The organism is Actinomycetospora termitidis (genome assembly GCF_030286555.1).
GTDB lineage: Bacteria > Actinomycetota > Actinomycetes > Mycobacteriales > Pseudonocardiaceae > Actinomycetospora > Actinomycetospora termitidis.
The window spans coordinates 505,230-529,956 of the sequence record NZ_JASVWF010000003.1 but is presented as its reverse complement, the minus strand read 5'-3'; the positions used below and the strand labels follow the sequence as shown (position 1 = coordinate 529,956).

The window sequence follows — 24,727 nt, the reverse complement described above, 5'->3', positions numbered from 1 at the left end:
AGTCAGAAGCTGGACGTCAGCAGCAGGATCGTCCCGGTCGTCTGGCCGTTCCCGCCGCCGCCGGCGCCGCACGAGGCGCCGATGAAGAGGATGACGCCGAGGATCACGAGCAGGGCGAGGAACGCGCCCAGGATGGCCCCCACGGGCAGCTTCGAGCGGCCCCCGCCCGGCTTGTCCTCGCCGGCGCCGGGGCGCTTCTCGAACAGGGTGGGGTCGTTCCCGTCGTCGTTGCTCACGGGGCAGGCTTCCCGGCCACGCCGTCGGTGACGCACCCCGTCGGGCGGGTCACCGCCACACTGGACCCGTGACCCGACTCGCCCTGCTCGCCACCGGCGGCACCATCGCGACCCGAGCCACCACCGAGGGTCGGGCGGTGTCGGCGATCGCCGCGGACCTGCTCGTTACGACGGAGACCGACGCCGACGTCACTCCGATCGACGCGGCCGGTCGCCTGTCCTTCGCCGCGACCCTCGACGAGCTCGCCGCCCTCGCGCGCACCGTCCGGGAGACCTGCGCGAGCTACGACGGCGTCGTCGTCACCCACGGCACGGACACCCTGGAGGAGACCGCCGCCCTGCTGGCGCTGACCCACGACGGCACGACGCCCGTCACGGTCACCGGGGCGCAGCGGCCGTTCGACGACCCGGCGCCCGACGGCCCGGCCAACCTCGCCGCCGCCCTGCGCTGGGCCGGTCACGGCCGTCCCGGGGTCACGGTGACGTTCGCGGGGCAGGTGTACCCGGCGATCGGGGTCCGCAAGGTCGACGCCGAGGCGCTCACCGCCTTCGCCGCCCCGGGCCGCGGTGCGCTCGCGAGCGTCGGTCAGCACGTGCGCGAGCACGCAGTCGCCCCGCCCACCGGCCTCGCCGACCCGCCGGACACCCTGCCTCGCGTCGACGTCGTCGCCCAGTACGTCGGGGCGGACGACCACGCCATCACCGCCGCGGCGGAGCACGGCGCCCGGGGCGTGGTGATCGCCGCGTTCGGCGCGGGCAACGCGACCCCACCCGTCGTCGGGAAGGCCCGGGAGTTGATCGAGCGGGGCGTGCCGGTGGCGGTCGCGAGCCGCACCGGGTCGGGCGCGGTGGAGGGGCTCTACGCGGGCGGTGGCGCGGAGCTGGCCCGCGCCGGGGCCTTGTTCGCCGGGGACCTGTCCCCGTGGCAGGCGCGTCTGTTGCTCGCGGTCGCCCTGGCCGCGCACCCCGACGACCCGATCGGGGCAGCCCACGAGTGGATGGTGCGCGTCGGGGTCGCGTGACCGTGAGAAGGTGTCGCGCGTGCTGCGCCGGATCCTCATCGCCGTGATCGCGCTCTCCGCCCTCACCGCCTGCTCCACCGCGGCCGGGCCGCAGGTCGGGGCCGGGACGGCGGCCGTCGTCGGGAACGCGACGATCTCGAGCGACCTGGTCGACCAGCGGCTGCGGACCGCCGCCCCCACGCTCGCGCAGGCGCTCGACCAGCAGGCCCAGCAGGAGGGCCGCCCGAGCTCCGGGGTGGACGCGAACGCCCTCGCCGACCAGAGCCGCGACCTGCTGACGACGGCGATCCTGCACCAGGTGGTCGTCGAGGCGGCCCGCCGCGAGGGGATCGTCATCGACCCGGCCCTGGTCGAGCAGCGCGTCCAGGCCGCCGGCGGACCGCAGACCGCAGCCCAGGCCGGCTACGACCTGGACACCCTCCGCGAGCTGATCTTCGACCAGATCGCGGTCGCCGAGATCGGCCGCCGGCAGTTCGACCGGCTCACCACGACCGTCGACGTCGGGACGTTCCCCGACCGGGCGACGGCGCAGCGCGCGGCCACCCAGCTCGCCGCCGACCCCGGGATCGGCCCGCTCGCGGCCCTCCCCGCCGACGGCCGCATCGTCGGCGCGACCCTGCGCCCCGGCACCACCCAGCCCGGCGAGCAGGTGCGCACCGCGTCCTCGCTGCTGTTCGGCCTGCCCGGGCGCACCGTCAGCCTCTCCGCTCCGCAGCAGGAGACCGCGCCCGGCGCCCCGAAGCCGGACCCGACCACCCAGCCCTGGACGGTCGTGCGCGTGCGCGACCGGTCGCTGTCCGCCCCGCCGCCCTCCGGGAACACGGTGCCCGCGGCGCTGGTCGACAACCGCACCATGACCCAGTTCGGCCTGCGTGCGATCCAGCCGGTCGCCGCCGAGATCGGGGTGCAGGTCAACCCGCGCTACGGCACGTGGGACCCGACGCAGGTCCGGGTGGTCGCCCCGCCGGCCGCCGCCGGCTCGATCACGCCGCTCGCCCCCGGTGTCGCGTTCCCCCCGACCGCGCCGTGATCACGGTCCACGTCGACCCCCGCCTCGGCGCCGTCCTGCCCGCGAGCGCGGTCCGGACGGTCGCGGCGGCGCCCGTCGTCCTGCTCGACCCGTCGCTCCCGGAGCCGGTCGCCGCCCGCTTCGCCGCGGACCTCGGCGCCTCTCCTCTTCCTGACGACGGCTCGGGGCCGGCGGGCGCGGTGGTGCTCGTCGCCGCCCGCGACCCGCAGGCGCCGGCCGGGGCCGAGCTGCTCGAGGCGGTGGCCGTGATGGACCGGCTGCGCTCGCCGGGCGGATGCCCGTGGGACGCCGAGCAGACCCACGAGAGCCTGCTGCGCTACCTCGTCGAGGAGACCTACGAGCTCTACGACGCCCTGGCCGCGGGCGACGTCGAGGCCTCCCGCGAGGAGCTCGGCGACGTCCTGCTGCAGGTGCTGTTCCACGCGCGGGTCGCGGCCGAGCACGAGGACGGTGCCGCCTACGACGTGGACGACGTGGCCGCGGAGCTGGTGGCGAAGCTCGTCGGCCGGCACCCGCACGTGTTCGCCGGCTCCGAGGACGTGGTCACCGCCTCCGACCAGGACCGCCGCTGGGAGGAGCTCAAGGCGACCGAGAAGCGTCGCGAATCGGTCCTCGACGGCGTCGCGCAGGCCCAGCCCGCGGCCGCGCTGCTCGCCAAGTACGTGAGTCGCACCCGCCGGGCCGGGGTGCCCGACGACGTGCTGGCCGCCCTCGCCGTGACGGACTCGCCGGTCGCCCGGGCGGTCGTCGCGGCGGCCGGACCGGGGGGCGACCCGGAGGGCGACCTCCGCGCCGCGGCGCAGGAGTTCGCCGACCGCGTCCGGGCCGTGGAAGCGGCAGGAGCAGGGGATTCGGGCGATCCGCCCCGCGATGCGGAGTTCTGGCGTCGCGCTGCGCGACAGGTCGATCTCGTGAAGTAACGGTGAACCCTGGTGCTTCCGCCACCGGGAGGCGAAGGCTAGCCTCACCTCACCTACGAGGGTGAGGACGGACGGAACATGCTGGGCAACGCCCTGATCGGCCTGCGTGAGGGGCTCGAGGCCTCGCTGGTCGTCAGCATCCTGGTGGCCTTCCTCGTCCAGACCGACCGGCGGCGGGAGCTCCCGCGCGTCTGGCTCGGCGTCGGGGCCGCGATCGCGGTGAGCATCGGCGTCGTCCTGGTGCTGACGCTGACCGAGCAGGCCCTCACCTTCGAGGCGCAGGAGGCGTTCGGGGGCGGGCTCTCGATCGTCGCCGTCGGCTTCGTCACCTGGATGATCTTCTGGATGCGCCGGGCCGCCCGCTCGATCTCCGCCGAGCTGCGCGGCGGCCTGGAGAAGGCGATCGCGATGGGCCCCGCCGCGGTGGTCGTCATGGCCGCCCTGGCCGTGGGCCGCGAGGGGCTGGAGACCGCGATCTTCTTCTTCGCCGCCGTCCAGGCCGCGGGGTCGACGACGGGTCCCCTGATCGGCTTCCTCGTCGGGATCGCGATCTCGGTGGTCATCGCCTACCTGATCTACCGCGGGGCGCTCAGCCTGAACCTCGGGAAGTTCTTCACCGTGACGGGCGTCCTGCTCGTCTTCGTGGCGGCCGGCATCCTCGCCTACGGCGTCCACGACCTGCAGGAGGCCCGCATCCTGCCGGGCCTCTACACGCTCGCCTTCGACGTGAGCGCCGCCGTCCCCGCCGACTCCTGGTACGGGACGCTCCTCAAGGGGATCTTCAACTTCTCCCCGCAGACCACGGTGCTCGAGGCGGTCGTCTGGGTCGCCTACGTCGCGGTGGTCCTCACGCTCTTCCTCCTCCCGGCGCGGCGCGCGGCCACGCCGCCCGCCGACAGCGAGGCCGCGGCCTCCAGCCCGGCCTGACCGCACCCCCTCCCGCACGACCCGCCGTCCCCGACAGGAGAACCGTGTCCGCACGTCCCGCTCTCGCCGCCCTCGCCGCGGCCCTCGCCGCCGTCGCCGTGGCCGGCTGCACCAGCACCGCCGCACCGGAGGGCGCCCCGGGCCAGCCCGGACCGATCTCGGTCTCCGCGAGCGACTCCGCCTGCGACCTGTCCGCGGCCTCCGCGCCGGCCGGCACGGTCTCGTTCAGCATCCGCAACGCGGGCGCGAAGGTGACCGAGTTCTACGTCTACGGCGCCGGCGACCGGATCATCGGCGAGGTCGAGAACATCGGGCCGGGTCTCACCCGGCCGCTGACCGTGGAGATCCCGCAGGGCGGGACGTACACCACCGCCTGCAAGCCGGGCATGGTCGGCGACGGCATCCGCGCCCCGTTCACCGTCACCGGCAACGCCGCGGCCGCCGTCGAGGGAGACGCCGCCCTGGCCGCCGCGGTCGCGGGCTACCAGCGGTACACGACCTCGCAGACCGAGGCCCTCGTGACGAAGACCGGCGAGTTCACCGACGCGGTCAAGCGCGGTGACGTGCCGGCCGCCCAGGCCCTCTTCCCGGTCAGCCGGACCTACTGGGAGCGCATCGAGCCCGTGGCCGAGTCCTTCGGCGACATCGACCCGAAGATCGACGGCCGCGAGGACGACGAGCGCGACCCGGGCGTCGAGTTCACCGGCTACCACCGCCTCGAGAAGGACCTCTGGGTGACGGGGCTGCAGCCCGACTCGGGCGCCATGGCGGACCGCCTGATGGCCGACGTGCGTGACCTGCAGTCCCGCGTCGGTGGTGTCCAGCTCACGCCGCTCCAGCTCGCGAACGGCGCGAAGGAGCTGCTCGACGAGGTCGCGACCGGCAAGATCACCGGCGAGGAGGACCGCTACTCGCACACCGACCTGTGGGACTTCCGCGCGAACGTCGACGGCTCGCAGGCCGCCGTGTCCGCGCTGCGCCCGATCATCGACCAGCGTGACCCGGTGCTCGGCCAGACCCTCGATCAGCGCTTCGCCGCGCTCGACGCGCTGCTCGAGAACTACCGGGCCGGCGACGGGTTCAAGCTCTACACCGAGCTCACGCCCGACGACACGAGGAAGATGACCGAGGCCGTGGACGCCGTCGGCGAGCCCGTCAGTCAGGTCGCGGGGATCATCGCGGCATGAGTCTGCGCGGTTTCTCCCGGCGCCGGCTGCTCGGGGCAGCCGGCGCCGGGACCGCCCTCGTCGGCGCCGGTGTCGCCGGGGGCTACCTGGTCGGGAGCTCGGGTGCCGAGGACCCGGCCCCCGGTCAGGCGACCGTGCCGTTCCGCGGCGTCCACCAGGCCGGGATCGTCACGCCCGCGCAGGACCGGCTGCACTTCGTCGCGCTCGACGTGACCGCGACCGGTCCGATCCTGCGACCGGCCGTCGTCGCCCTGCTCAAGCGCTGGACGTCGGCGGCCGAACGCATGACGGCGGGTGCGGAGGCCGCTCCCGGCGGGGCGGTCAACCGGAACCCGGAGGCCCCGCCGCTGGACACCGGGGAGGCGCTGGACCTGCCGGCGGCGTCGCTCACCCTGACCTTCGGCATCGGCGGCTCCCTGCTCGACAAGCTCGGCATCCCGCGCCCGCGCGCCCTCGCCGACCTGCCGCCGTTCCAGCGCGACCAGCTCGACCCGGCGCTCTCCGGCGGCGACCTCTGCATCCAGGCCTGCGCGGACGACCCGCAGGTCGCCGTGCACGCCGTGCGCAACCTCGTCCGCAGCGGGTTCGGGACGACGGCCGTGCGCTGGTCCCAGCTCGGGTTCGGGCGGACCTCGTCGACCTCGACCGCGCAGCAGACCCACCGCAACCTGTTCGGGTTCAAGGACGGCACGAACAACCTCAAGGCCGAGGACACCGCGGCCCTCGACCAGCACGTGTGGGTCCCCGGCAGCGAGGGGCCCCCGTGGATGGCCGGCGGCACCTACCTCGTCGCCCGCCGGATCCGGATGCACGTCGAGACCTGGGACCGCACCTCGCTGACCGAGCAGGAGTCCCTCACCGGCCGCACGAAGGGCACCGGTGCCCCGATCGGTGCCGCCGACGAGTTCGCCCCGATCGACCTCACCGCCCCGCTGATCGCCGACGACGCCCACATCCGGCTCGCGTCCGCCTCCGCCCTCGGCGGCGTGCGGATCCTGCGCCGCGGCTACAACTTCGTCGACGGCAGCGACGGGGCGGGCCACCTGAACGCAGGGCTGTTCTTCCTCGCGTTCATGCGCGACCCGCAGCGCCAGTTCGTGCCGATGCAGAGCGCCCTCGCGCGGTACGACCGGATGATGGAGTACATCGAGCACACCGGGTCCGCGGTGTTCGCGTGCCCGCCGGGGCTGGGCGAGGGCGCGTACTGGGGTCAGTCGCTGCTGGAGGCCTGAGCGCCCTCGGGACACCGCATCCTCGGGCCCGCGGAGGGGCGCGGTGACCGCCCCGTAACCTTCCCCACCGATGAGCACGAGCGTCGACTCCCACCGCGGAGCGGGCCCGTCCGGCGAGGACGGCGAGCCCGACGACGTCACGTCACCGATGCGTCGTCCGGAGCCGGAGGACACGGCGACCGACCGCTTCCCCGTTCCCGACGACAGGTCGGGCGCGGGTCCGGCCGGTTGGTTCGACGCCGGCCCGGCGTCCCGGGTCGAGGAGGCGCCGCCGGCCGACGCTCCCGTCGATGACGCTGCAGCGCCTCGGGCCGCCGAACTTGCCCGGCCCCGCCGTCGGTCCCGCGGACTGCGGGTGCCGACCGCCGCACCCGGCGCCACCGAGAGCCCGCACCACCAAGATCACCGGAACGACGAGGATCCGGACGCCCAGGCCTCGGATCCTCCTGGTTCCGGTGATCATGGTCGGGACGGCGACCGGAACGGCGTCGCGACCGCCGCTGCCACCACTGCTGCGGCCACCGGAGCCGCACGCCCCTCGCCGACCCCGCGTCCGCGACCCACCCCGGCCGCCGCGCCCGACCCGACGTCGGGAACCCCTCCCGTCAGCGGGCCACCCGCACCGAGCACGCCGAAGGAACCGCCGAAGCAGCACACGGCGGCGCTCGGGCGGCTGGCGCTGGTGCTGGTGCTGGTGGCGGCGGTCGTCGGGACGGTCGTGGTGCTCCAGCAGCGCAGCCAGTTCGGGCGGACCGACGCCGGCGCGGAGGAGATCCCGGCGCTCGAGGTGGCGCCGGCGCAGGTCGACCTGAACACGGTCGGGCAGCCGGATGCCCTCGCCCCGCCCTCCGCGCTGCTCCCCGGTACGGCCTCCGCGTCGCAGCCGGGTCGCGCGCCGACGATCTCGGCGTGGGCGAACGGCCTCGCGTCGCGGACGAACGTCCCGCCGGCCGCCCTGCAGGCCTACGGCATGGCGGACCTCGCGATGAAGAAGGTCGACCCCGGCTGCCACCTGAGCTGGGTGACGATCGCCGGCCTCGCCCGCATCGAGTCCAACCACGGGCGCTACCGCGGCGCGCAGGTGACGCCCGGCGGCGATGTCACCCCGCGGATCGTCGGCGTGCCACTGGACGGCACCAGCGGCAACCGCACGATCACCGACACCGACGGCGGGGTCCTGGACGGCGATCCCACCCTCGACCGGGCCGTCGGTCCGCTGCAGTTCATCCCGTCCACGTGGGCGAAGTGGCGCTCGGACGGCAACGACGACGGCCGCGCCGACCCGAACAACATCTTCGACGCCGCCCTCGCCGCCGGGCGCTATCTCTGCGCGGGCGGCCGCGACCTGTCGACCGGCGAGGGCTGGCGGGACGCCGTGCTCTCGTACAACTACTCCGACGACTACGGCCGCCGGGTCTACGCGGCCGCGCAGGCGTACGCGAACAGCACCGCGCCGTAGGGAGCTACGCCCCGCGGCGGTACGCGATCGACGCGCTGACCTCCCCGAGCGCCTCCTGGTACTCCGGGCGCGGGTCCATGGCGGCGGCCATGCGCAGCTGCGCGCGGGCCTCCTCGAGGCGCGACTGGCGCTGCAGGCAACGGCCGAGGGCGAAGCGCGCATAGTGGTCCGCCGGGTCGATCTCGAGGACCCGCAGGAACCCCGCCTCGGCGCGGCGCAGCTGGGCGGAGGCGAGGTAGGCCCGCGCGGCGAGCAGCTGCACCGAGGCCGCCTCGCTCTCGGTCTCGGGGAGCGTGCCGAGGGCCTTCAGGGCGTCGAGCGGTCGTCGTCGTTCGAGCAGTTCCTCCGCCCGACGGAAGGCACCGACTCCGGACTCCTGGGACGAGCTCGGCGACGACATTCCCGCACGGTAGGACCCGATCGGCCCCGACGCGAGAGCGGACACCCGGACCGCCGCGCGCTGTGACGCTGCGTGGCGCACCTCGATCACACTCGCGGAGCGGTTAGCATCGGCGCCCGGCCAGCGACCAACCCGACATCCTGGAGGCGGAATTCCGTGGCGGTCATCGAGCAGGTCGGCGCGCGGGAGATCCTCGACTCCCGGGGAACCCCGACGGTCGAGGTGGAGGTCGCGCTGGACGACGGCACGCTGACGCGTGCGGCCGTACCGAGCGGGGCCAGCACCGGCGAGTACGAGGCCGTCGAGCTGCGTGACGGCGACAAGGGCCGGTACCTGGGCAAGGGCGTCGAGAGGGCCGTCGCGGGCGTGCTCGACGAGCTCGGCCCCGGCATCGTCGGGATGGACGCGACCGAGCAGCGCGTCGTCGACCAGAAGCTGATCGACCTGGACGGCACCCCGGACAAGTCGCGCCTCGGCGCGAACGCGATCCTCGGCGTGAGCCTCGCGGTCGCCCGCGCGGCCGCCGAGTCCGCCGAGCTGGACCTCTTCCGCTACGTCGGCGGGCCGAACGCCCACGTGCTGCCGGTGCCGATGATGAACATCCTCAACGGCGGCGCGCACGCCGACTCCGGGGTGGACGTCCAGGAGTTCATGGTCGCGCCGATCGGCGCCGAGACCTTCCGCGAGGCGCTGCGCTGGGGCGCGGAGGTCTACCAGGCGCTGAAGTCGGTGCTCAAGCGCCAGGGGCTCTCGACGGGTCTCGGGGACGAGGGCGGGTTCGCGCCGTCGTTGCCGAACAACCGCGAGGCGCTCGACCTCATCGCCACGGCCGTCGGCCAGGCCGGGCTCTCCCTCGGCCGCGACGTCGTGCTGGCGCTCGACGTCGCCGCGAGCGAGCTGTTCAGCGACGGCACCTACACCTTCGAGGGCCAGAAGCGCTCCTCCGCCCAGATGAGCTCGTACTACGCCGAACTGCTCGACGCCTACCCGCTCGTGTCGATCGAGGACCCCCTCGACGAGAACGACTGGGAGGGCTGGGCCCGCATGACGGCCGACGTGGGCGACCGCGTGCAGATCGTCGGCGACGACCTCTTCGTGACGAACATCGAGCGTCTCGAGGAGGGCATCGAGCGCCGCGCCGCGAACGCGCTGCTGGTCAAGGTGAACCAGATCGGCACGCTGTCGGAGACCCTCGACGCGATGAGCCTCGCCGGTCAGTACGGCTACCGCTCGATGATGAGCCACCGGTCCGGCGAGACCGAGGACACCACGATCGCGGACCTCGCCGTCGCCACGAACTGCGGCCAGATCAAGACCGGGGCGCCGGCGCGCTCCGAGCGCGTCGCGAAGTACAACCAGCTCCTGCGGATCGAGGAGAACCTCGGCGACGCCGCCCGCTACGCGGGTGACCTCGCCTTCCCCCGGTTCGACCCGGAGGCCTGAGCCGCGCATGGCCGCCCCCGCACCCGACCAGCCGACGACGGGCTCCGTCCCGACGTCGGGTGGGTCGCGTGCGCGGGGCCGGCAACGGGCCCGCCAGGGTCCGCGGCGGGACCCACAGCGGACGGCGCTGCGGCGCCACCCGCTGTCCGGGCGTTCACGAAACACCCCGGCGGCGGCGCAGGCGGCGGCCCGGGCGGTCCACGCCACCCGCGGCGCCCTCGGCCTGTCGACGGCGCGCCGGGCGGCGCTGCTCGCGGTCGTCGTCTGCGCGCTCGCGCTGACGGTGGCCGTGCCGCTGCGCAACTACGTCTCGCAGCGCCACGAGATCGCGGCGGTCGCCGCCCAGCAGGGACGTCTCGACGCCGAGGCGGCGCAGCTGCGCGGGGAGCGCGCGGCGATGGAGGACCCGGCCCACGTCGAGGCCCTCGCCCGCGCGCGGCTGGGCTACGCGCGCCCGGGGGAGACGCCCTACCGCGTCGAGCTGCCCGGCGACGCGGCCCGCACGCCGAGCACGTCCGACGCCACGCTCGCGCCGTCCGAGGCCGAGCTGCCCTGGTACACCCGCGTGGCCCGGGGGACGCTGGGGACCGGAGCGGGCGCGCCCTGACCCATGGAACCCGTGCAGGAGGGTGATCGCGAGGCGATCGCCGCGCAGATCGGCCGCGCGCCGCGCGGTCTGCGCGCGATCGCGCACCGCTGCCCCTGCGGGCTGCCCTCGACGGTGCAGACCGCGCCCCGCCTCGAGGACGGCACGCCGTTCCCGACGCTGTACTACGCGACCTGCCCGCGCCTGACCTCGCGGATCGGCAGCCTCGAGGCCGAGGGCGTCATGCGCGAGCAGACCGAGCGGCTGGACCGCGACCCGGAGTTCGCCGCGGCGTACCGGGCGGCGCACGAGGCCTACCTCGCCGAGCGCGACGCCATCGAGCCGCTCGGCACCGACGTCAGCGCCGGCGGGATGCCGGACCGGGTGAAGTGCCTGCACGTGCACGTCGCGCACACCCTCGCGCACGGACCGGGCGCGAACCCGGTCGGCGACGAGACCCTGGCGATGCTGCCGGACTGGTGGGCGTCGGGGCGGTGCGTGAATCTCCACGACGGCTCGTGACCGGACCGTGTCTTCTCGACAGGTCGGTTGGACAGTCGGGACCGCACGCAGGGTCGCGAGCGCGCACGACACGGTGATCCGACGACACGGCCCGGTGTCGGAACCGGTCCCGGATTGCTCCCGACCTGCTCCAGGGGCCAGGATGGACCCGTCGTCGTGATGACGACCACGGTTCCCGGTGGTGCGGACGGCCCACCGGACACCGCGGGATTCTCCGCCGGATCCCGCGGGTGCACGGACCGGCTACCGGGCGGCGACACCCGCCGTCTCACCGCCCGGTAGCCCGTCCCGCCTCCCGCACGGCGGGCATGGGCTCCTGCCGTAACCTCTCGCGCGTCGTCCACGCCACCTCGGGGAGTGCCCATGCCGCGCGTCGCGGCCATCGACTGCGGGACCAACTCGATCCGCCTGCTCGTCGCCGACGTGACCGTCCGCGAGGACGGCTCGCAGTGGCTCGTCGACGTCCACCGGGAGATGCGGATCAACCGCCTCGGGCAGGGCGTGGACGCGACCCGCCGGATCGCCCCGGAGTCGCTCGCGCGCACGAAGGAGGCCCTGCTCGCCTACGGCGAGATGCTGCGGCGCACGTCCACCACCACCGTCCGGCTGTGCGCCACCTCGGCCACCCGGGACGCCGAGAACCGCGACGAGTTCTTCTCCATGGTGCGCGACCTCCTGGGCGTGGAGGCCGAGGTCGTCACGGGCGAGGAGGAGGCCCGGCTGTCCTTCGCCGGCGCCGTGGCCGACCTCGACCCGGACGAGGGGCCGTTCGTCGTCGCCGACGTCGGCGGCGGCTCGACCGAGCTGGTCACCGGGTCGTGGGACGCGCTGACGGCCGAGGTGGCGGCGGCGTACTCGGCGAACGTCGGGTGCGTGCGCCTGTCCGAGAAGATCCTGCACGACGACCCGCCGTCGGCCGCGCAGGTCGCCGAGGCCGAGGCGTTCACCCGCGAGACGCTCGCGCCCGCGTTCGAGGCGGTGGACGTGGGGCAGGTGCAGACGTGGGTCGCGGTGGCCGGGACCGCGACCACGATCGCCGCGGTCGCGATGGGCCTGCGGAGCTACGCCCCGGAGAAGATCCACCTGGCGCGGCTCGGGCTCGACGAGGTGCGCGAGACCTGCCTGCGCCTGGAGGCGATGCCCCGGTCCGAGCGCGCCGCGCTGGGGCCGATGCACCCCGGGCGGGTCGACGTCATCGGCGGCGGCTCGCTGGTGGTGCGCGTCCTGGCCGAGGAGCTCGCGGAGCGCACCGACGTCACCGAGCTGGTCGTCTCCGAGCACGACATCCTCGACGGCATCGCCCGGGAGTGCGCGCGGTCGAGCCGGGCCCAGTGACGCGGGTGGGCGCCCTCGCCGCGCTCGACACGGAGATCAGCGAGTGCCGGGCGTGCCCCCGGCTGGTGGCCTGGCGCGAGCAGGTGGCGCGGGAGAAGCGCGCGGCGTTCCGCGACGAGACCTACTGGGGCCGTCCGGTCCCCGGCTTCGGGCCCGCGGACGCCCGCGTCGCCGTCGTCGGGCTCGCGCCGGCCGCGCACGGGGCCAACCGGACCGGGCGGATGTTCACCGGCGACCGCTCGGGCGACGTCCTCTACGCCGCGCTGCACGCGGTGGGGCTCGCCTCGCAGCCGACGGCGGTCCGCCCGGGCGACGGGCTGGAGCTCTTCGGCGTGCGCATCGTCGCGCCGGTGCGCTGCGCGCCGCCGGAGAACAAGCCGACGCCCGCGGAGCGCGACACGTGCCGTCCGTTCCTGGAGCGCGAGTTCGCGCTGCTCACCGGGGTGCGGTCGGTCGTCGTGCTCGGGGCCTTCGGGTGGCAGGCGCTCCTCCCGGTGCTCGAAGACGGGTGGGTCGTGCCCCGGCCGCGCCCGCGTTTCGGGCACGGGGTGACGGTCGAGCTGGCCTCCCGCCGCGCGGACCACCCGCCGCTGCAGTTGTTCGGCTGCTACCACGTGAGCCAGCAGAACACGTTCACCGGCCGGCTCACCCCGGCGATGGTCGAGGAGGTCCTGGCCGCCGCCGCCCACGCGGCCGGCCCGGCGCAGTAGGGTCCGGCACCGAGCCCCTGTGGCCCAATCGGCAGAGGCAGGCGACTTAAAATCGCTTCAGTGTGGGTTCGAGTCCCACCGGGGGCACGTGGGTCACCGGGTGTTCATCCGCCGGTGACCCCGTGTCGGGCGCGTCGACATCCCCCGGACGTCGCATGGTCGCTCCGGCGTGCGCTCCCCGTCGGACCGATCTCACCCGGGCGGGCCAGGATCGTCGAGGTGGGGGTGCACGGGTCGCTGCGCGTCGTGACCGCTCGCGTCGCGCGCCGGACCGCTCGGCGTTCGACCGTGCTGTTGCTCCGAACGGGCGAGATCCGTGCGCCAGAATCAGGGTCCGGGAGGTGAGCGAGGTGGCTGACTCCGACGGGCGGTCCGACCCGGCGTCGAGACCGGACGTCCTCGGTCGTGACATGCGCCGGCCGTGGTCCGCGCTCGAGGCCCTCCGGCCGCTGACCCTGCGCTCCTGCCGGCGCATCGTGGTCGTGGCCCCGCACCCGCGGGACGAGATCCGGGCCGCCGGCGGGCTGCTGCGCCGCCTCGGGTCCCGGCACGCGGAGGTCGACGTGCTCAGCCTCACCGAGCGGCCGACGTGGAGCTGCCCGCCGGTCACCGACGCCGCGCCCGACGGTCGGCTCACCGACGCCACCGACCTCACCGACGTCCCCGCCTTCACCCTGGACGACCTCGTGGCCGGCGCCCTGGACGACGACGTGTCCGACGACGAGGTGGACGCCGAGCCCGAGGCCGACCCGGACGAGGTGGCGGCCGAGGCCGCCTACCGGGCGCTCGGCCTCTCGGTCGTGCGCCGGCACCGGCTCGGTCTGCCCGACGGCGGGGTGGCCCAGGCGGAGTCGGACGTGGTGGCCGCCATCAGCGAGATCGTCGGGTTCTCCGACGATCCGGGCGGGCTGTGCGTGCTCGCGCCGTGGTCCGGGGACGGCGACGACGACCACGAGGCCGCCGGCCGGGCGGCCGAGGTGGTCACCGCCGCGTACCGGGTGCGCCTGGTGCGGTGGCTGGACCGGGCGTGGACCTGGGCCGGCCCGGACTCGGCGGAGGTGCCGTGGCGGCGCGCCCGCCAGGTGCTGCTCACCGACACCGTCATCGCCCGCAAGCACGCGGCCAGCGCCGCGTTCCTCTCCGCCGCCGGTGGCGCCGGGCGGACCGCGCACGACGCCGAGCTGCCCGACGGCTGGGCCCCGGGCCCGCGCGAGGTCTTCCTCGTGTGACGCCCACCCGACCTGCCCGGTCCGAGGGTATCGACGCGGGCGTGTCGGGCCGACGGGGCTCCGGGTGGCTAGGCTGCCCGGGGTGACGGGCAGGACGAACGGCGACGGCCACACCGACGAGGGTGCGGTCGCGTCGGCGGGTGCTGCCGGGGGCCGCGACGGGACCGCGACGGGAGGACTCGGGATCGACGACGTGGGGGACGGGGCGTGGCGCGGGTCGGCGGTCGAGACGGCCGCCGTGGACCCGTCGTCGTTCGGAGTGGGTGACGGGGCGTCCGCGCCCGCGGGCATGGCCGACATGGCCGACGAGGCCGCCGCCGTGCGCGACGGTCTCGCGCTGGACGCGGGGGGCGGTGACCTGCCGCAGGTGCTGCACACCGCCCCCGCCGCCGTCGCGCTCATCGACCTGGACGCGGGCACGGTCACCTACGCCAACGGCTCGGCGCAGGACCTCACCGGCGGCAAGGCGAGCCTGCCGCTGGACATCGACGCCTGGAGCGAGGCGGCGGGGCTGACCGACCTGTCCGGCCGCCCGATGCGCGACACCGCCTCCCCGCTCTCCCGCGTCGCCCAGGGCATGCCGGTGTCCGGGGAGCCGGTCGCGGTGGCCGACGCGGCCCGCCGCGGGTCCGAGGCCACCGCCGAGGAACGCGAGGAGGCCGAGGGGCGCCTGCTCTGGGTGACCGGCTTCCCGCTGTCCGAGGCCGAGGACGACGAGCGTCGCCGGTTGGCGCTGGTCGTCTTCCTGCAGCTCTCCGGGGCGGGCGCCCAGCGCCACCTCGAGATGATGCGCGACCGCGCCGTCGTCGCCACCGAGCTGTCCTTCACGATCTCCGACCCGGACCGCGCGCAGAACCCGCTGGTGTGGGTCAATCCCGCGTTCACCCGCCTCACCGGGTACGACCTGGACGAGGTCCTGGGCCGCAACTGCCGCTTCCTGCAGGGGCCGAACACCGACCCGACGTCGATCGCCCGCATCCGCAGCGCGCTGGCCGACGAACGGCCGATCACCGAGGTGCTGCTCAACTACCGCCGCGACGGCACCGCGTTCTGGAACCAGGTGTCGATCTCCCCGGTCTTCGACGGCGGCGGCCGCGTGGTCAACTTCGTCGGCGTCCAGGCCGACGTCACCGAGCGGGTGATGGTCGAGAACGAGCGCCGGGCCGCGCTCGCGGCCGCCGAGGAGACCCGGGAGCAGCTGCGTCTGCTCACCGACTCCACCGCCGCCATGACCGCGTCGCTGGACTCGGGCGGCGCCGCCCGCGCGCTTGCACGGATCGTCGTGCCGGCCCTGGCCGACTACTGCTGCGTCGACCTGCTCGAGGAGGTCGGCGACCCGTCGTCGGCGCACCGGGTGGCGGTCAACCACCGCGACGACGCGAAGACCGACACCGTGGGCGCGCTCGGGCGCTGGATCACCCCGACCGAGGACGGCGACGACCCCGTCGACCGGGTCCTCGCCGGCGGGGCGCCGTCGCTGCTGCCGGAACTGCCGGTGCGCCCGGACGGGCTGCGCGACGACGGCGACCTGCTGGAGCGCTACGAGCAGCTCCGGCCCCGGTCGGCGATCGTGGTGCCGCTGCGCGCCCGCGGGCAGGTGCTCGGGGCCCTGACGCTCGGGACCGAACTGCCGTACGGGCGGCGCTACTCGCAGCGCGACCTGTACCTGGCGAGCGACCTCGCCGCCCGCGCCGGGCTCGCCGTCGACAACGCCCGTCTCTACGCCCGCGAGCACGGCGCGGCCGAGACGCTCCAGCGCAGCCTGCTGCCGGCCGTCCCGGAGGTCCCCGGCCTCACAGTGGCCTCGCGCTACCTGGCCGCGACCGACGGGGCCCAGGTCGGCGGCGACTGGTACGACCTGCTGCCGCTGCCCGACGGGGCGGTCGGCATCGCGGTCGGCGACGTCGTGGGGCACGACCTGCGGGCCGCGGCGGCGATGGGCGAGCTGCGCGGTGTCCTGCGCTCCTACGCGTGGGAGGGGCTGGGGCCGGACGCGGTGATCGACCGCTGCAACGACCTCGTGCAGGGCATGCACATGGCCGCGATGGCGACGGCGGTCTTCGGTCGCCTCGAGCGTCCGGCGGACGGCGAGGGCTGGATCCTCGGGTACTGCAACGCCGGGCACCCCCCGCCCCTGCTGCGTCGGAACGACGGGTCCGTCGAGCTCCTGACCGGCAACCTCTCGCCGCTCATCGGGGCGACGCGAGCCGCCGAGCGGGACTGCACCGAGGTGCTGCTGCAGGCGGGGGACCTGCTCGTCCTGCACACCGACGGGCTGATCGAGGCCCCGGGGCTCGACCCCGACGAGCGCACCGACCTGTTGGTCCGGACGCTCGCCGAGCAGGACGACGTGGACGACGCGGACGCCATCTGCGACCGGATCCTCGAGGTCATGGGCGCCGAGGGGCTGCGCGACGACGCGGTGCTGCTCGCGATCCGCCTGAGCTGATCCCCCCGCAGACGACGACGGCCGACGCCCCGTGGGGGACGCCGGCCGTCGGTGGGTGTCGCTGGGTGTCGCTCCTACTGCTGCGGCGGGGGCGGCGGCTGCTCGCCCTGCGGCGGCGGGGGCGGGGCCTGCTCGCCCTGCGGCCCGTGCAGGAAGTCCTTCGCCTTCTGGGACGCCTGGTCCACCTGCTCATCATGACCGGCGAACTTGCCCTTGACCGCGTCGGAACCCTTGTCGACGAAGCCGTCGGCCTTGTCGGGGTTCTGCCCGGCCCATTCCTTGGCCTTGTTCACCATGTCGCCGAGGCCTGCCACGACGAACCTCCCGGTGTGCTCGGAGACCTGTTGCTCCCGGCAGAGTGACCCGGTTCCCGGTCATCCATGCACCGCCGGGCCGATCGGGCCCCCCACGTTCCCCCGTACGCTGGACCCGATCACGCAGTGCGCCGCCCGGTGTGTCCGGATCGCCGCGTTCGATGCAAAAATTCTTTTACCCGCGCGGGAACCCGGTCCACGGGTCGTGCGTTGGGACGGATGAGAGCGGTCGACGTGGCCGCCTCGGTGCACGTGGAGGAGGACGAGTGCGCACCAGCAGCAACCCGGCGTTCCGCAACCTGCCGACGTCACCCGGTGGGTACGCGCGGTTCGGGGACGCGCCGGCGGGCCTGGGCGGTGCCTTCGGAGGCGGGCCCGTGGGCCCGACCCCGGCCGCAGGAGTCTCGGACCGGCCGCTGACCGTCGACGACGTCGTCCAGAAGACCGCGCTGAACGCCGTCATCACCATCGCGGTGGGGATCGCCGCGGCGATGCTGCTGAGCCCGATCCTGGGTATCGCCGGCTTCGTCGTCGGTCTCGTGGTCTCCCTGATCATCATCTTCAAGCAGAGCACCAACCCGGCGCTCGTCCTGACCTACTCGGTGTCGCAGGGCCTCGCGCTCGGCACCATCACCGGGTTCTTCGAGGCGTCGAGCAACCGCTACGCGGGCATCGGCTTCCAGGCCATCGTCGGCGTGGTCGGCGTGTTCATCGGGATGCTCGTGGTCTACAAGACCGGCGCGATCCGGGTGACCCCGCGCCTGACCAAGATGGTCATCGGCGCCGCCATCGGCGTCGTCGTGCTCATGCTGGTCAACCTCGTGGTGTCGTTCTTCACCACGGGCGGCATCGGGCTCCGCGACGGCGGCCCGCTCGCGATCATCTTCTCGCTGGTCTGCATCGCGGTCGGCGCGTTCATGCTGCTGCTGGACTTCGACCAGGCCGACCAGGCCGTGAAGGCGGGCGTCCCGGCGAAGTTCGCCTGGTACCTCGCGTTCGGGTTCATGACGACGCTGGTCTGGCTCTACATCGAGATCCTGCGGCTGCTGAGCTACTTCCGCGGCGAGTAGTCGCGGCGCGCACGACGGGCCGTCCCGGAATCACCCCGGGGCGGCCCTTCGTCGTGCGTGGGGAGGATCAGGAGAGCCGCTCGAGCACCATCGCCATGCCCTGGCCGCCGCCGACGCACATCGTCTCCAGACCGATCGTGGCGTCCTTGGTGCGCAGGCCGTTGAGCAGCGTGGTCGCGATGCGGGCGCCGGTCATGCCGAACGGGTGGCCGACCGCGATCGAGCCGCCGTGGACGTTGAGCTTGGCCTCCATCGCGGAGTCCGACAGTCCGATGCCGTGTGCGGACGGGATGACCTGCGCGGCGAAGGCCTCGTTGATCTCGACGAGGTCGACGTCGTCGATCGTGAGCCCGGCGCGCGCCAGCGCCTGCGTCGACGCCCCGATCGGCCCCAGCCCCATGATCTCCGGGGACAGGCCGGTGACGCCGGTGGAGACGACCCGGGCGAGCGGGGTGATCCCGAGGTCGGCGGCGCGGGTCGAGGACATGACCACGAGGGCCGCGGCGCCGTCGTTGAGCGGGCACGCGTTCCCGGCGGTGATGCGACCGTCGGGCCGGAAGACCGGCTTGAGGTCGGCGACGGCCTCGTAGGTGGTGCCCGCGCGCGGGGAGTCGTCCGCGGCGACCACGGACCCGTCGGGCAGCGTCACCGGGGTGATCTCGCGGGCCCAGAAGCCGTCCGCGGCCGACTGCTCGGCGAGGTTCTGCGAGCGCACGGCGAACCGGTCCATCGCCTCGCGCGAGACGCCCTCGGCCAGGGCGACGTTCTCCGCGGTCTGGCCCATCGCGATGTAGGCGTCGGGCAGCAGACCGTCGGCGCGGGGGTCGTGCCACTCGGAGGCACCCTCCGCGGCCGCCTGTGCGGTCCGGGCCTGGGCCTCGTCGTACAGCGGGTTCTGCGTGTCCGGCAGGCCGTCCGAGGAGCCCTTCTCGAAGCGCGAGACGGTCTCCACCCCGGCTGCGACGAAGACATCGCCCTCGCCGGCGCGGATCGCGTGGGCCGCCATGCGCACCGTCTGCAGCGACGAGGAGCAGTAGCGGGTGATCGTGGTGCCGGGGACGGTGTCCAGGCCGAGCTGCACCGCGACGATGCGGCCCATGTTGTAGCCCTGCTCGCCGCCGGGCAGGCCGCAGCCGAGCATGAGGTCCTCGACCTCACCGGGCGGCAGCGACGGCACCTGGTCGAGGGCGGCGCGGACCATCTGCGCGGCGAGGTCGTCGGGGCGCATGCCGGCGAGCGTGCCCTTGCGGGCACGGCCGATCGGGGAGCGGGCGGCGGACACGATCACGGCGTCGGGAGTGGCCATGACGAGCACGATAGGCCGGTGGTCCCACCCCGGACGGCGGTGATTCCCCGCACAGCCACGTCCGTGTCGGTCGCGTTCGGCAGGATGGGGCCCATGCAGTACGCCGAGCACATCGCCGACCTCGTCGGACACACCCCGCTGGTGAAGCTCAACAAGGTCGTGCCGACGGGGCCGGACGCGCCGCTGGTGCTGGCGAAGGTCGAGTACTTCAACCCGGGCGGGTCCGTGAAGGACCGCATCGCCGAGAAGATGATCGACGCGGCCGAGGCCTCGGGGGAGCTGAAGCCCGGCGGCACGATCGTCGAACCGACGTCGGGCAACACCGGCATCGGCCTCGCGATCGTCGCCCAGCAGCGCGGGTACCACTGCATCTTCGTGTGCCCGGACAAGGTGTCGCCCTCCAAGCGCGACGCGCTGCGCGCGTACGGCGCGGAGGTCGTGGTCTGCCCGGCGGCCGTCGAGCCCGAGCACCCCGAGTCCTACTACTCGGTCTCCGACCGGCTCGCCCGCGAGACGGAGGGCGGCTGGAAGCCCAACCAGTACGCCAATCCGGCCAACCCGGCGTCGCACGTGGAGTCGACCGGCCCGGAGGTCTGGGAGCAGACCGGCGGTCGCATCACGCACTTCGTCGCCGGCGTCGGCACCGGCGGCACGATCTCGGGGACCGGGAAGTACCTCAAGGAGATCTCCGACGGCCGGGTGCAGGTCGTCGGCGCCGACCCGCTGGGCTCGGTGTACTCCGGCGGCGACGGGCGGCCCTACCTGGTCGAGGGCGTCGGCGAGGACTTCTGGCCCGCGACCTACGACCGCGGGATCGCCGACCGCATCATCGCCGTCTCCGACGCCGACTCCTTCCACATGACGCGGCGCCTCGGTCGCGAGGAGGCCCTGCTCGTCGGGGGCTCGTGCGGGATGGCGACGGTGGCCGCGGCGCGGCTGGCCGAGGAGCTCGGACCCGACGAGGTCATCGTCGTCCTCCTGCCCGACGGCGGGCGCGGGTACCTGAACACGGTCTTCAACGACCAGTGGATGCAGTCCTACGGCTTCCTGGGCGCGGACACGACGGAGTACACCGTCGGCGACGTGCTGCGGCTCAAGGACGGCTCGATCCCCGACCTCGTGCACGGGCACCCGAACGAGACGGTCTCGGACATCGTCTCGATCATGCGCGAGTTCAGCGTCTCGCAGATGCCGATCGTGCAGGCCGAGCCGCCGGTGATGATGGCCGAGGTCCGCGGGGCGGTCACCGAGCGGGACCTGCTGGACAAGCTGTTCACCGGCAAGGCCCAGCTCACCGACAAGGTCTCCGACCACCTGGCGCCGGCACTCCCCACCGTCGGCATCTCCGAGGCGCTGTCCGACGCGATGGGCAAGCTGCAGGGCGGCGACGGCCTGCTGGTCATCTCCGACGGGCGCCCGGCGGGCATCGTCAGCCGCGCCGACGTGCTCGCGTTCCTCGCCGGGCGGTAGGCCGCACCGCCCCCGTCACGGTTCGAGGAACGCGTCGAGGGCCCGGGAGACCTCCTCCGGGGCCTCCTCGGGCAGGAAGTGGCCGGCGTCGACGGCGTGCCCCGTCACGTCGTCGGCCCACTGCCGCCACACGGCGAGCGGGTCGTACCAGGCGTCCACCGCGCCGGTGGCGCTCCAGAGGACCAGCACGGGGCAGCGCATCCGCCCGCGGCCCCGGTCGGCCTCGTCGTGCTCGACGTCGACCGTCGCCGCCGCGCGGTACTGCTCGCAGATGGCGTGCACCCGTTCCGGGTCGCGGAAGGCCCCGGCGTAGAGCTCGCGCCGCGCCTCGTCGAACACCGGGACATCCGACCAGGAGTCCAGCATGTGGTCGACCAGGGCGCGCGGCGCGCCGAGCACGAGCTGCTCGGCGACCGGGGCCGGCGCCGCGAGAAGGCTCCACACCCAGTACCCGAGCGCGAACTCCCGGTCGGCGCGGGCGTACGCCTCGGCCGTGGGCACGACGTCGAGGACGCCCAGCCGGGTCACGACGTCGGGGTGGTCCAGCGCCATCCGGTACGCGCACCGGGCGCCGCGATCGTGGCCGACGACCGCGAACCGGTCGTACCCGAGGCGGCGCATGACGGCGACCTGCTCGGCGGCCAGTGCCCGCATCGAGTGCTCGCGGGGCGTCGGCGGGGCGGAGCTCCCGCCGTAGCCGCGCAGGTCCGTCGCGACCACGGTGTGCGTGCGGGCCAGGTGCTCGGCGACGCGGTCCCACATCCGGTGCGTCTCGGGTATGCCGTGGAGCAGCAGGACCGGGGGCCCGGTGCCGGTGCGCTCACCGTGGATGCGGACGTCGTCGACGGTCAGATCGAAGGACACGGGTGCCCCCTCGTCACGGGGGACGGGTCCGCGGAGGGGGGAACGGGGCGCTGCGTCCGGGGCGCCCACGGACGAGCCTACGCGCCGGAGGACACTGGACGGCGTGAGCAGCCAGGACCACGGATTCGCCACCCGCGCCATCCACGCCGGCCAGGAGCCGGACCCGACGACCGGCTCGGTCGTCGTCCCGGTGCACGCGACGTCGACCTTCGCCCAGGACGGGGTCGGCGGGCTGCGCTCGGGCTACGAGTACGCCCGCACCGGCAACCCGACGCGCACGGCGCTCGAGGCCCAGCTGGCGGCGCTCGAGGGCGGGCGGTTCTGTCGGGCGTTCGCGTCGGGCATGGCGGCCGAGGACACGCTGTTCCGGGCCGTCCTGCGCCCCGACGACCACGTGATCATCCCGATCGACGCCTACGGCGGGACGTTCCGCCTGGTCTCCACCGTCCTCGCCGACTGGGGCGTGCGGTTCAGCGCCGTCGACCTCTCCGACGTCGACGCGGTGCGGGCCGCGATCCAGCCGGAGACCCGGCTGCTGTGGTGCGAGACGCCCACCAACCCGCTGCTCTCGATCGCGGACATCCCGGCCCTGGCGTCGGTGGCCGACGAGGCCGGCGTCCGGCTCGTCGTCGACAACACCTTCGCCTCGCCCTACCTGCAGCAGCCGCTCGCCCTGGGCGCGCACGTGGTCCTGCACTCCACGACGAAGTACCTGGGCGGGCACTCCGACGTCGTCGGCGGTGCGGTGGTGACCTCCGACGAGGCGCTCGCGGCCGACCTGGCGCGCCTGCAGAACGGCATGGGCGCCGTCCCCTCGCCGTTCGACTGCTTCCTCACTACGCGTGGCATCAAGACGCTGGCCGTGCGGATGGACCGGCACTGCGACAACGCCGAGCGCGTGGTCGAGGCCCTGTCCGCGCACCCGGCGGTGTCCGAGGTGCTCTACCCGGGCCTGGAGACGCACGCGAACCACGAGGTGGCCGCGAAGCAGATGCGTCGCTTCGGCGGGATGGTGTCGATCCGGCTGGCCGGCGGGGACCCGGCGGCGCGGGCGCTGTGCGCGGCGACGCGGGTGTTCACGCTGGCCGAGTCGCTCGGCGGGGTCGAGTCGCTCATCGAGCACCCGGGAGCCATGACCCACGCCTCGACGGCGGGTTCCCCGCTGGAGGTCCCGGAGGACCTGGTGCGGCTCTCCGTGGGCATCGAGGAGGCCGACGACCTCGTCGACGACCTGCTCGCGGCCCTCGGGACGCTGTAGCTACCCGCGGCGGGCGTCCGCCTCGTCGTCGGTGCTGCCGTGGGGCGCGGGGTGGCCGGGCGTCACGAGCGCGGGCACCTTGCACCCCCCGACGAACACCGGGCCGTGCTGGGTGCTGACGAGGCGGCCGGGATCGTCACAGCCCGCGCCCTCGACGGTGAGCACGGCCGCGCCGGTGAGCGCGGCGGCGACGACCAGGGGCGCGACCAGGCCCAGACGGGCGACTCGACGACGCGTCTCCATCGGGCCCTCCCCCTGTATCTCACGCTGTCACCACAGGCTACCCACGACGTCCGCACACCGGTCGGCGTCGGTTCGGCGGGTCCGGTCGGCGTCGCCGACGGCGCGGCGACCGGATCGCGGGACGGCTCTCGTGGCGATCGGTTGCCCGCCCGTCGCGTCGGCGAACCGGTCGCCGACGTCACCGTCCTGCCGGGAACTCGGACGCGAACGGCCTCCCCCGGGGGACGCCCCCCGGGCCCGAGGGAGGTTCCCCTCGCGCGGAGGAAGGGCGGGAGTGGGGCACGATGCAGCACGTGCCGACCCTCGTCACCCGTGCCGACGTCGAGGCCGCGCGGGCCGACCAGCACGGTGTGGTGCGCCGGACGCCGGTCGAGCCGTCCCGGGTGCTCTCCGTCCCGGCCGGCGGCCCGGTCCACCTGAAGTGCGAGAACCTCCAGCGCACCGGCAGCTTCAAGATCCGTGGCGCGTACCGGCGGATCCAGCGGCTCTCCGACGACGAGCGTGCCCGCGGGGTCGTCGCCGCCAGCGCGGGCAACCATGCGCAGGGCGTCGCGCTGGCCGCCGGCCTCCTGGGCACCGAGGCGACCGTGTTCATGCCGGCCGGTGCGCCGCTGCCCAAGCTCGCGGCCACCCGCGGCTACGGGGCCCGCGTCGAGCTCGTGGACACCTTCGACGCGACGCTGGTCGAGGCGTCGGCGTTCGCCGAGCGCACCGGGGCGGTCCTCATCCACCCCTTCGACCACCCGGACGTCATCGCCGGCCAGGGCACGACCGGGCTCGAGATCGCCGAGCAGGTCCCGGACGCGCGGACGGTGGTGGTCTGCACCGGCGGAGGCGGCCTGGTGGCCGGGATCGCCGCGGCCCTGCACGGCACCGGCATCCACGTCGTGGGCGCGCAGGCCGAGGGACTCGCCGCGTGGCCGCCCTCGCTGGCCGCGGGTGGGCCCACGACGGTCACCGGGGCGACGATCGCGGACGGCATCGCGGTGCCGCGTCCGGGCGACCTGACGTTCGCGCAGGTGTCCGCCCAGGTCGACGAGATCGTGACGGTCAGCGAGGAGGCCCTGGCCCGCGCGGTGCTGCAGTGCCTGGAGCGCGGCAAGCTGCTCGTCGAACCGGCCGGGGCGGCCGCCGTCGCGGCGATCGCGGAGTTCCCGGGCCGGTTCGAGCCGCCGGTGGTCGGCGTCGTCTCCGGCGGCAACGTCGACCCGCTGATGCTCACCGAGATCGTGCGCCGCGGCATGGTCGCCGCCGGGCGGTACGCGGGACTGCGGGTGCGCATCCCGGACCGGCCCGGCTACCTCGCGGACCTGCTCGCGCTGGTCGGTCGGCTCGGCGGCAACGTCGTCGACGTCGAGCACCGCCGGATCGACGCGTCCGCGGACCTGGGACCGCTGGTCCTCGGCACGGTCGAGGTGGCCCTCACGCTCGAGGCGCGCGGGGACGACCACCGCGGGGCGATCCTCGCTGCCCTCCGCGACGCGGGCTGGATCGTCGCGGAGGGTGCCGTGTGAG

Annotated in this window: 24 protein-coding genes and 1 tRNA gene; 19 read left to right on the top strand and 6 right to left on the bottom strand. The window is 74.6% G+C overall.

The annotated features are described in order from the left end of the window. Positions 1-2: 2 nt before the first annotated feature. Positions 3-236 carry a hypothetical protein gene (locus tag QRT03_RS15990; RefSeq protein WP_286053896.1) on the bottom strand — a complete coding sequence of 78 codons (234 nt, stop codon included), beginning with the start codon at positions 234-236 and terminating at the stop codon, positions 3-5. A gap of 68 nt (positions 237-304) precedes the next feature. On the opposite strand from QRT03_RS15990, the gene QRT03_RS15985 reads away from it, so the two are divergent. The 7 genes from QRT03_RS15985 (at position 305) to QRT03_RS15955 (ending at position 8,013) form a co-directional block, all read left to right on the top strand. Next, positions 305-1,258 (top strand): asparaginase, encoded by a 954-nt coding sequence (locus QRT03_RS15985; protein ID WP_286053895.1) that lies wholly within the window; start codon positions 305-307, stop codon positions 1,256-1,258. 19 nt (positions 1,259-1,277) lie between these two features. Next, on the top strand, positions 1,278-2,288 hold the full coding sequence (locus tag QRT03_RS15980; RefSeq protein WP_286053894.1) for a hypothetical protein: 1,011 nt from the start codon (positions 1,278-1,280) through the stop codon (positions 2,286-2,288). Further along, complete coding sequence (locus QRT03_RS15975; protein WP_286053893.1) at positions 2,285-3,208, top strand: nucleoside triphosphate pyrophosphohydrolase; 924 nt, start codon at positions 2,285-2,287, stop codon at positions 3,206-3,208. Before QRT03_RS15980 ends, QRT03_RS15975 begins: the two co-directional genes overlap by 4 nt. Before the next feature lie 78 nt (positions 3,209-3,286). Continuing rightward, positions 3,287-4,135, top strand: a complete 849-nt coding sequence (gene efeU, locus QRT03_RS15970) for an iron uptake transporter permease EfeU (RefSeq protein WP_286053892.1) — start codon at positions 3,287-3,289, stop codon at positions 4,133-4,135. Positions 4,136-4,179: 44 nt separating this feature from the next. Continuing rightward, entirely contained in the window at positions 4,180-5,322 is a 1,143-nt protein-coding gene (gene efeO / locus QRT03_RS15965) for an iron uptake system protein EfeO (RefSeq protein WP_286053891.1), read from the top strand. Continuing rightward, positions 5,319-6,554: an iron uptake transporter deferrochelatase/peroxidase subunit gene (efeB, locus tag QRT03_RS15960; RefSeq protein WP_286053890.1), complete on the top strand. Its 1,236-nt coding sequence runs from the start codon at positions 5,319-5,321 to the stop codon at positions 6,552-6,554. Before efeO ends, efeB begins: the two co-directional genes overlap by 4 nt. 70 nt (positions 6,555-6,624) lie before the next feature. Beyond that, entirely contained in the window at positions 6,625-8,013 is a 1,389-nt protein-coding gene (locus QRT03_RS15955) for a lytic transglycosylase domain-containing protein (protein WP_286053889.1), read from the top strand. A 4-nt stretch (positions 8,014-8,017) separates the two neighbouring features. Here QRT03_RS15955 and QRT03_RS15950 read toward each other — a convergent pair whose 3' ends face one another. Continuing rightward, the gene (locus QRT03_RS15950) at positions 8,018-8,413 is read right to left on the bottom strand and encodes a tetratricopeptide repeat protein (protein ID WP_286053888.1); all 396 of its coding nucleotides are present in this window, start codon (positions 8,411-8,413) and stop codon (positions 8,018-8,020) included. A 156-nt stretch (positions 8,414-8,569) separates the two neighbouring features. On the opposite strand from QRT03_RS15950, the gene eno reads away from it, so the two are divergent. From eno to QRT03_RS15910, 8 genes are all read left to right on the top strand, one after another. Continuing rightward, positions 8,570-9,856 (top strand): phosphopyruvate hydratase, encoded by a 1,287-nt coding sequence (gene eno / locus QRT03_RS15945; protein WP_286053887.1) that lies wholly within the window; start codon positions 8,570-8,572, stop codon positions 9,854-9,856. A 7-nt stretch (positions 9,857-9,863) separates the two neighbouring features. Next, positions 9,864-10,463: an FtsB family cell division protein gene (locus QRT03_RS15940; protein WP_286053886.1), complete on the top strand. Its 600-nt coding sequence runs from the start codon at positions 9,864-9,866 to the stop codon at positions 10,461-10,463. A 3-nt stretch (positions 10,464-10,466) separates the two neighbouring features. Next, the gene (locus tag QRT03_RS15935) at positions 10,467-10,964 is read left to right on the top strand and encodes a DUF501 domain-containing protein (RefSeq protein WP_286053885.1); all 498 of its coding nucleotides are present in this window, start codon (positions 10,467-10,469) and stop codon (positions 10,962-10,964) included. 363 nt (positions 10,965-11,327) lie between these two features. Beyond that, positions 11,328-12,299, top strand: coding sequence for a Ppx/GppA phosphatase family protein (locus tag QRT03_RS15930; RefSeq protein ID WP_286053884.1), 972 nt, complete (start codon positions 11,328-11,330; stop codon positions 12,297-12,299). Positions 12,300-12,304: 5 nt separating this feature from the next. Then, positions 12,305-13,009: a uracil-DNA glycosylase gene (locus QRT03_RS15925; RefSeq protein WP_286053883.1), complete on the top strand. Its 705-nt coding sequence runs from the start codon at positions 12,305-12,307 to the stop codon at positions 13,007-13,009. 13 nt (positions 13,010-13,022) lie between these two features. Beyond that, positions 13,023-13,096 (top strand) — tRNA-Leu (locus QRT03_RS15920). Between the two features lie 254 nt (positions 13,097-13,350). Continuing rightward, a complete protein-coding gene (locus QRT03_RS15915) occupies positions 13,351-14,238 on the top strand; it encodes a PIG-L deacetylase family protein (protein WP_286053882.1) in 888 nt (295 codons plus the stop codon). An 82-nt stretch (positions 14,239-14,320) separates the two neighbouring features. Then, positions 14,321-16,687, top strand: coding sequence for a SpoIIE family protein phosphatase (locus QRT03_RS15910; protein WP_286053880.1), 2,367 nt, complete (start codon positions 14,321-14,323; stop codon positions 16,685-16,687). 74 nt (positions 16,688-16,761) lie between these two features. On the opposite strand, the gene QRT03_RS15905 is transcribed toward QRT03_RS15910, so the two are convergent. Next, positions 16,762-17,001, bottom strand: coding sequence for an antitoxin (locus QRT03_RS15905; RefSeq protein WP_286053879.1), 240 nt, complete (start codon positions 16,999-17,001; stop codon positions 16,762-16,764). 266 nt (positions 17,002-17,267) lie between these two features. Here QRT03_RS15905 and QRT03_RS15900 point away from each other — a divergent pair, with 266 nt between their 5' ends. Further along, positions 17,268-18,071: a Bax inhibitor-1/YccA family protein gene (locus tag QRT03_RS15900; protein WP_286053878.1), complete on the top strand. Its 804-nt coding sequence runs from the start codon at positions 17,268-17,270 to the stop codon at positions 18,069-18,071. Between the two features lie 67 nt (positions 18,072-18,138). Here QRT03_RS15900 and QRT03_RS15895 read toward each other — a convergent pair whose 3' ends face one another. Further along, positions 18,139-19,377 carry an acetyl-CoA C-acetyltransferase gene (locus tag QRT03_RS15895; protein WP_286053877.1) on the bottom strand — a complete coding sequence of 413 codons (1,239 nt, stop codon included), beginning with the start codon at positions 19,375-19,377 and terminating at the stop codon, positions 18,139-18,141. Positions 19,378-19,470: 93 nt separating this feature from the next. Here QRT03_RS15895 and QRT03_RS15890 point away from each other — a divergent pair, with 93 nt between their 5' ends. Next, on the top strand, positions 19,471-20,847 hold the full coding sequence (locus QRT03_RS15890; RefSeq protein ID WP_286053876.1) for a cystathionine beta-synthase: 1,377 nt from the start codon (positions 19,471-19,473) through the stop codon (positions 20,845-20,847). 15 nt (positions 20,848-20,862) lie between these two features. On the opposite strand, the gene QRT03_RS15885 is transcribed toward QRT03_RS15890, so the two are convergent. Beyond that, positions 20,863-21,711 carry an alpha/beta fold hydrolase gene (locus QRT03_RS15885; RefSeq protein WP_286053875.1) on the bottom strand — a complete coding sequence of 283 codons (849 nt, stop codon included), beginning with the start codon at positions 21,709-21,711 and terminating at the stop codon, positions 20,863-20,865. Positions 21,712-21,814: 103 nt separating this feature from the next. Between QRT03_RS15885 and QRT03_RS15880 the strand changes: the two genes are divergently transcribed. Next, positions 21,815-22,969: a cystathionine gamma-synthase gene (locus tag QRT03_RS15880; RefSeq protein ID WP_286053874.1), complete on the top strand. Its 1,155-nt coding sequence runs from the start codon at positions 21,815-21,817 to the stop codon at positions 22,967-22,969. Here the strand turns inward: QRT03_RS15880 and QRT03_RS15875 are convergent, their stop codons facing one another. Then, positions 22,970-23,212, bottom strand: a complete 243-nt coding sequence (locus QRT03_RS15875) for a hypothetical protein (protein WP_286053873.1) — start codon at positions 23,210-23,212, stop codon at positions 22,970-22,972. Between the two features lie 284 nt (positions 23,213-23,496). Between QRT03_RS15875 and QRT03_RS15870 the strand changes: the two genes are divergently transcribed. Beyond that, the gene (locus QRT03_RS15870; RefSeq protein WP_425604846.1) at positions 23,497-24,726 is read left to right on the top strand and encodes a threonine ammonia-lyase; all 1,230 of its coding nucleotides are present in this window, start codon (positions 23,497-23,499) and stop codon (positions 24,724-24,726) included. The last annotated feature ends 1 nt before the right edge of the window (position 24,727 follow it).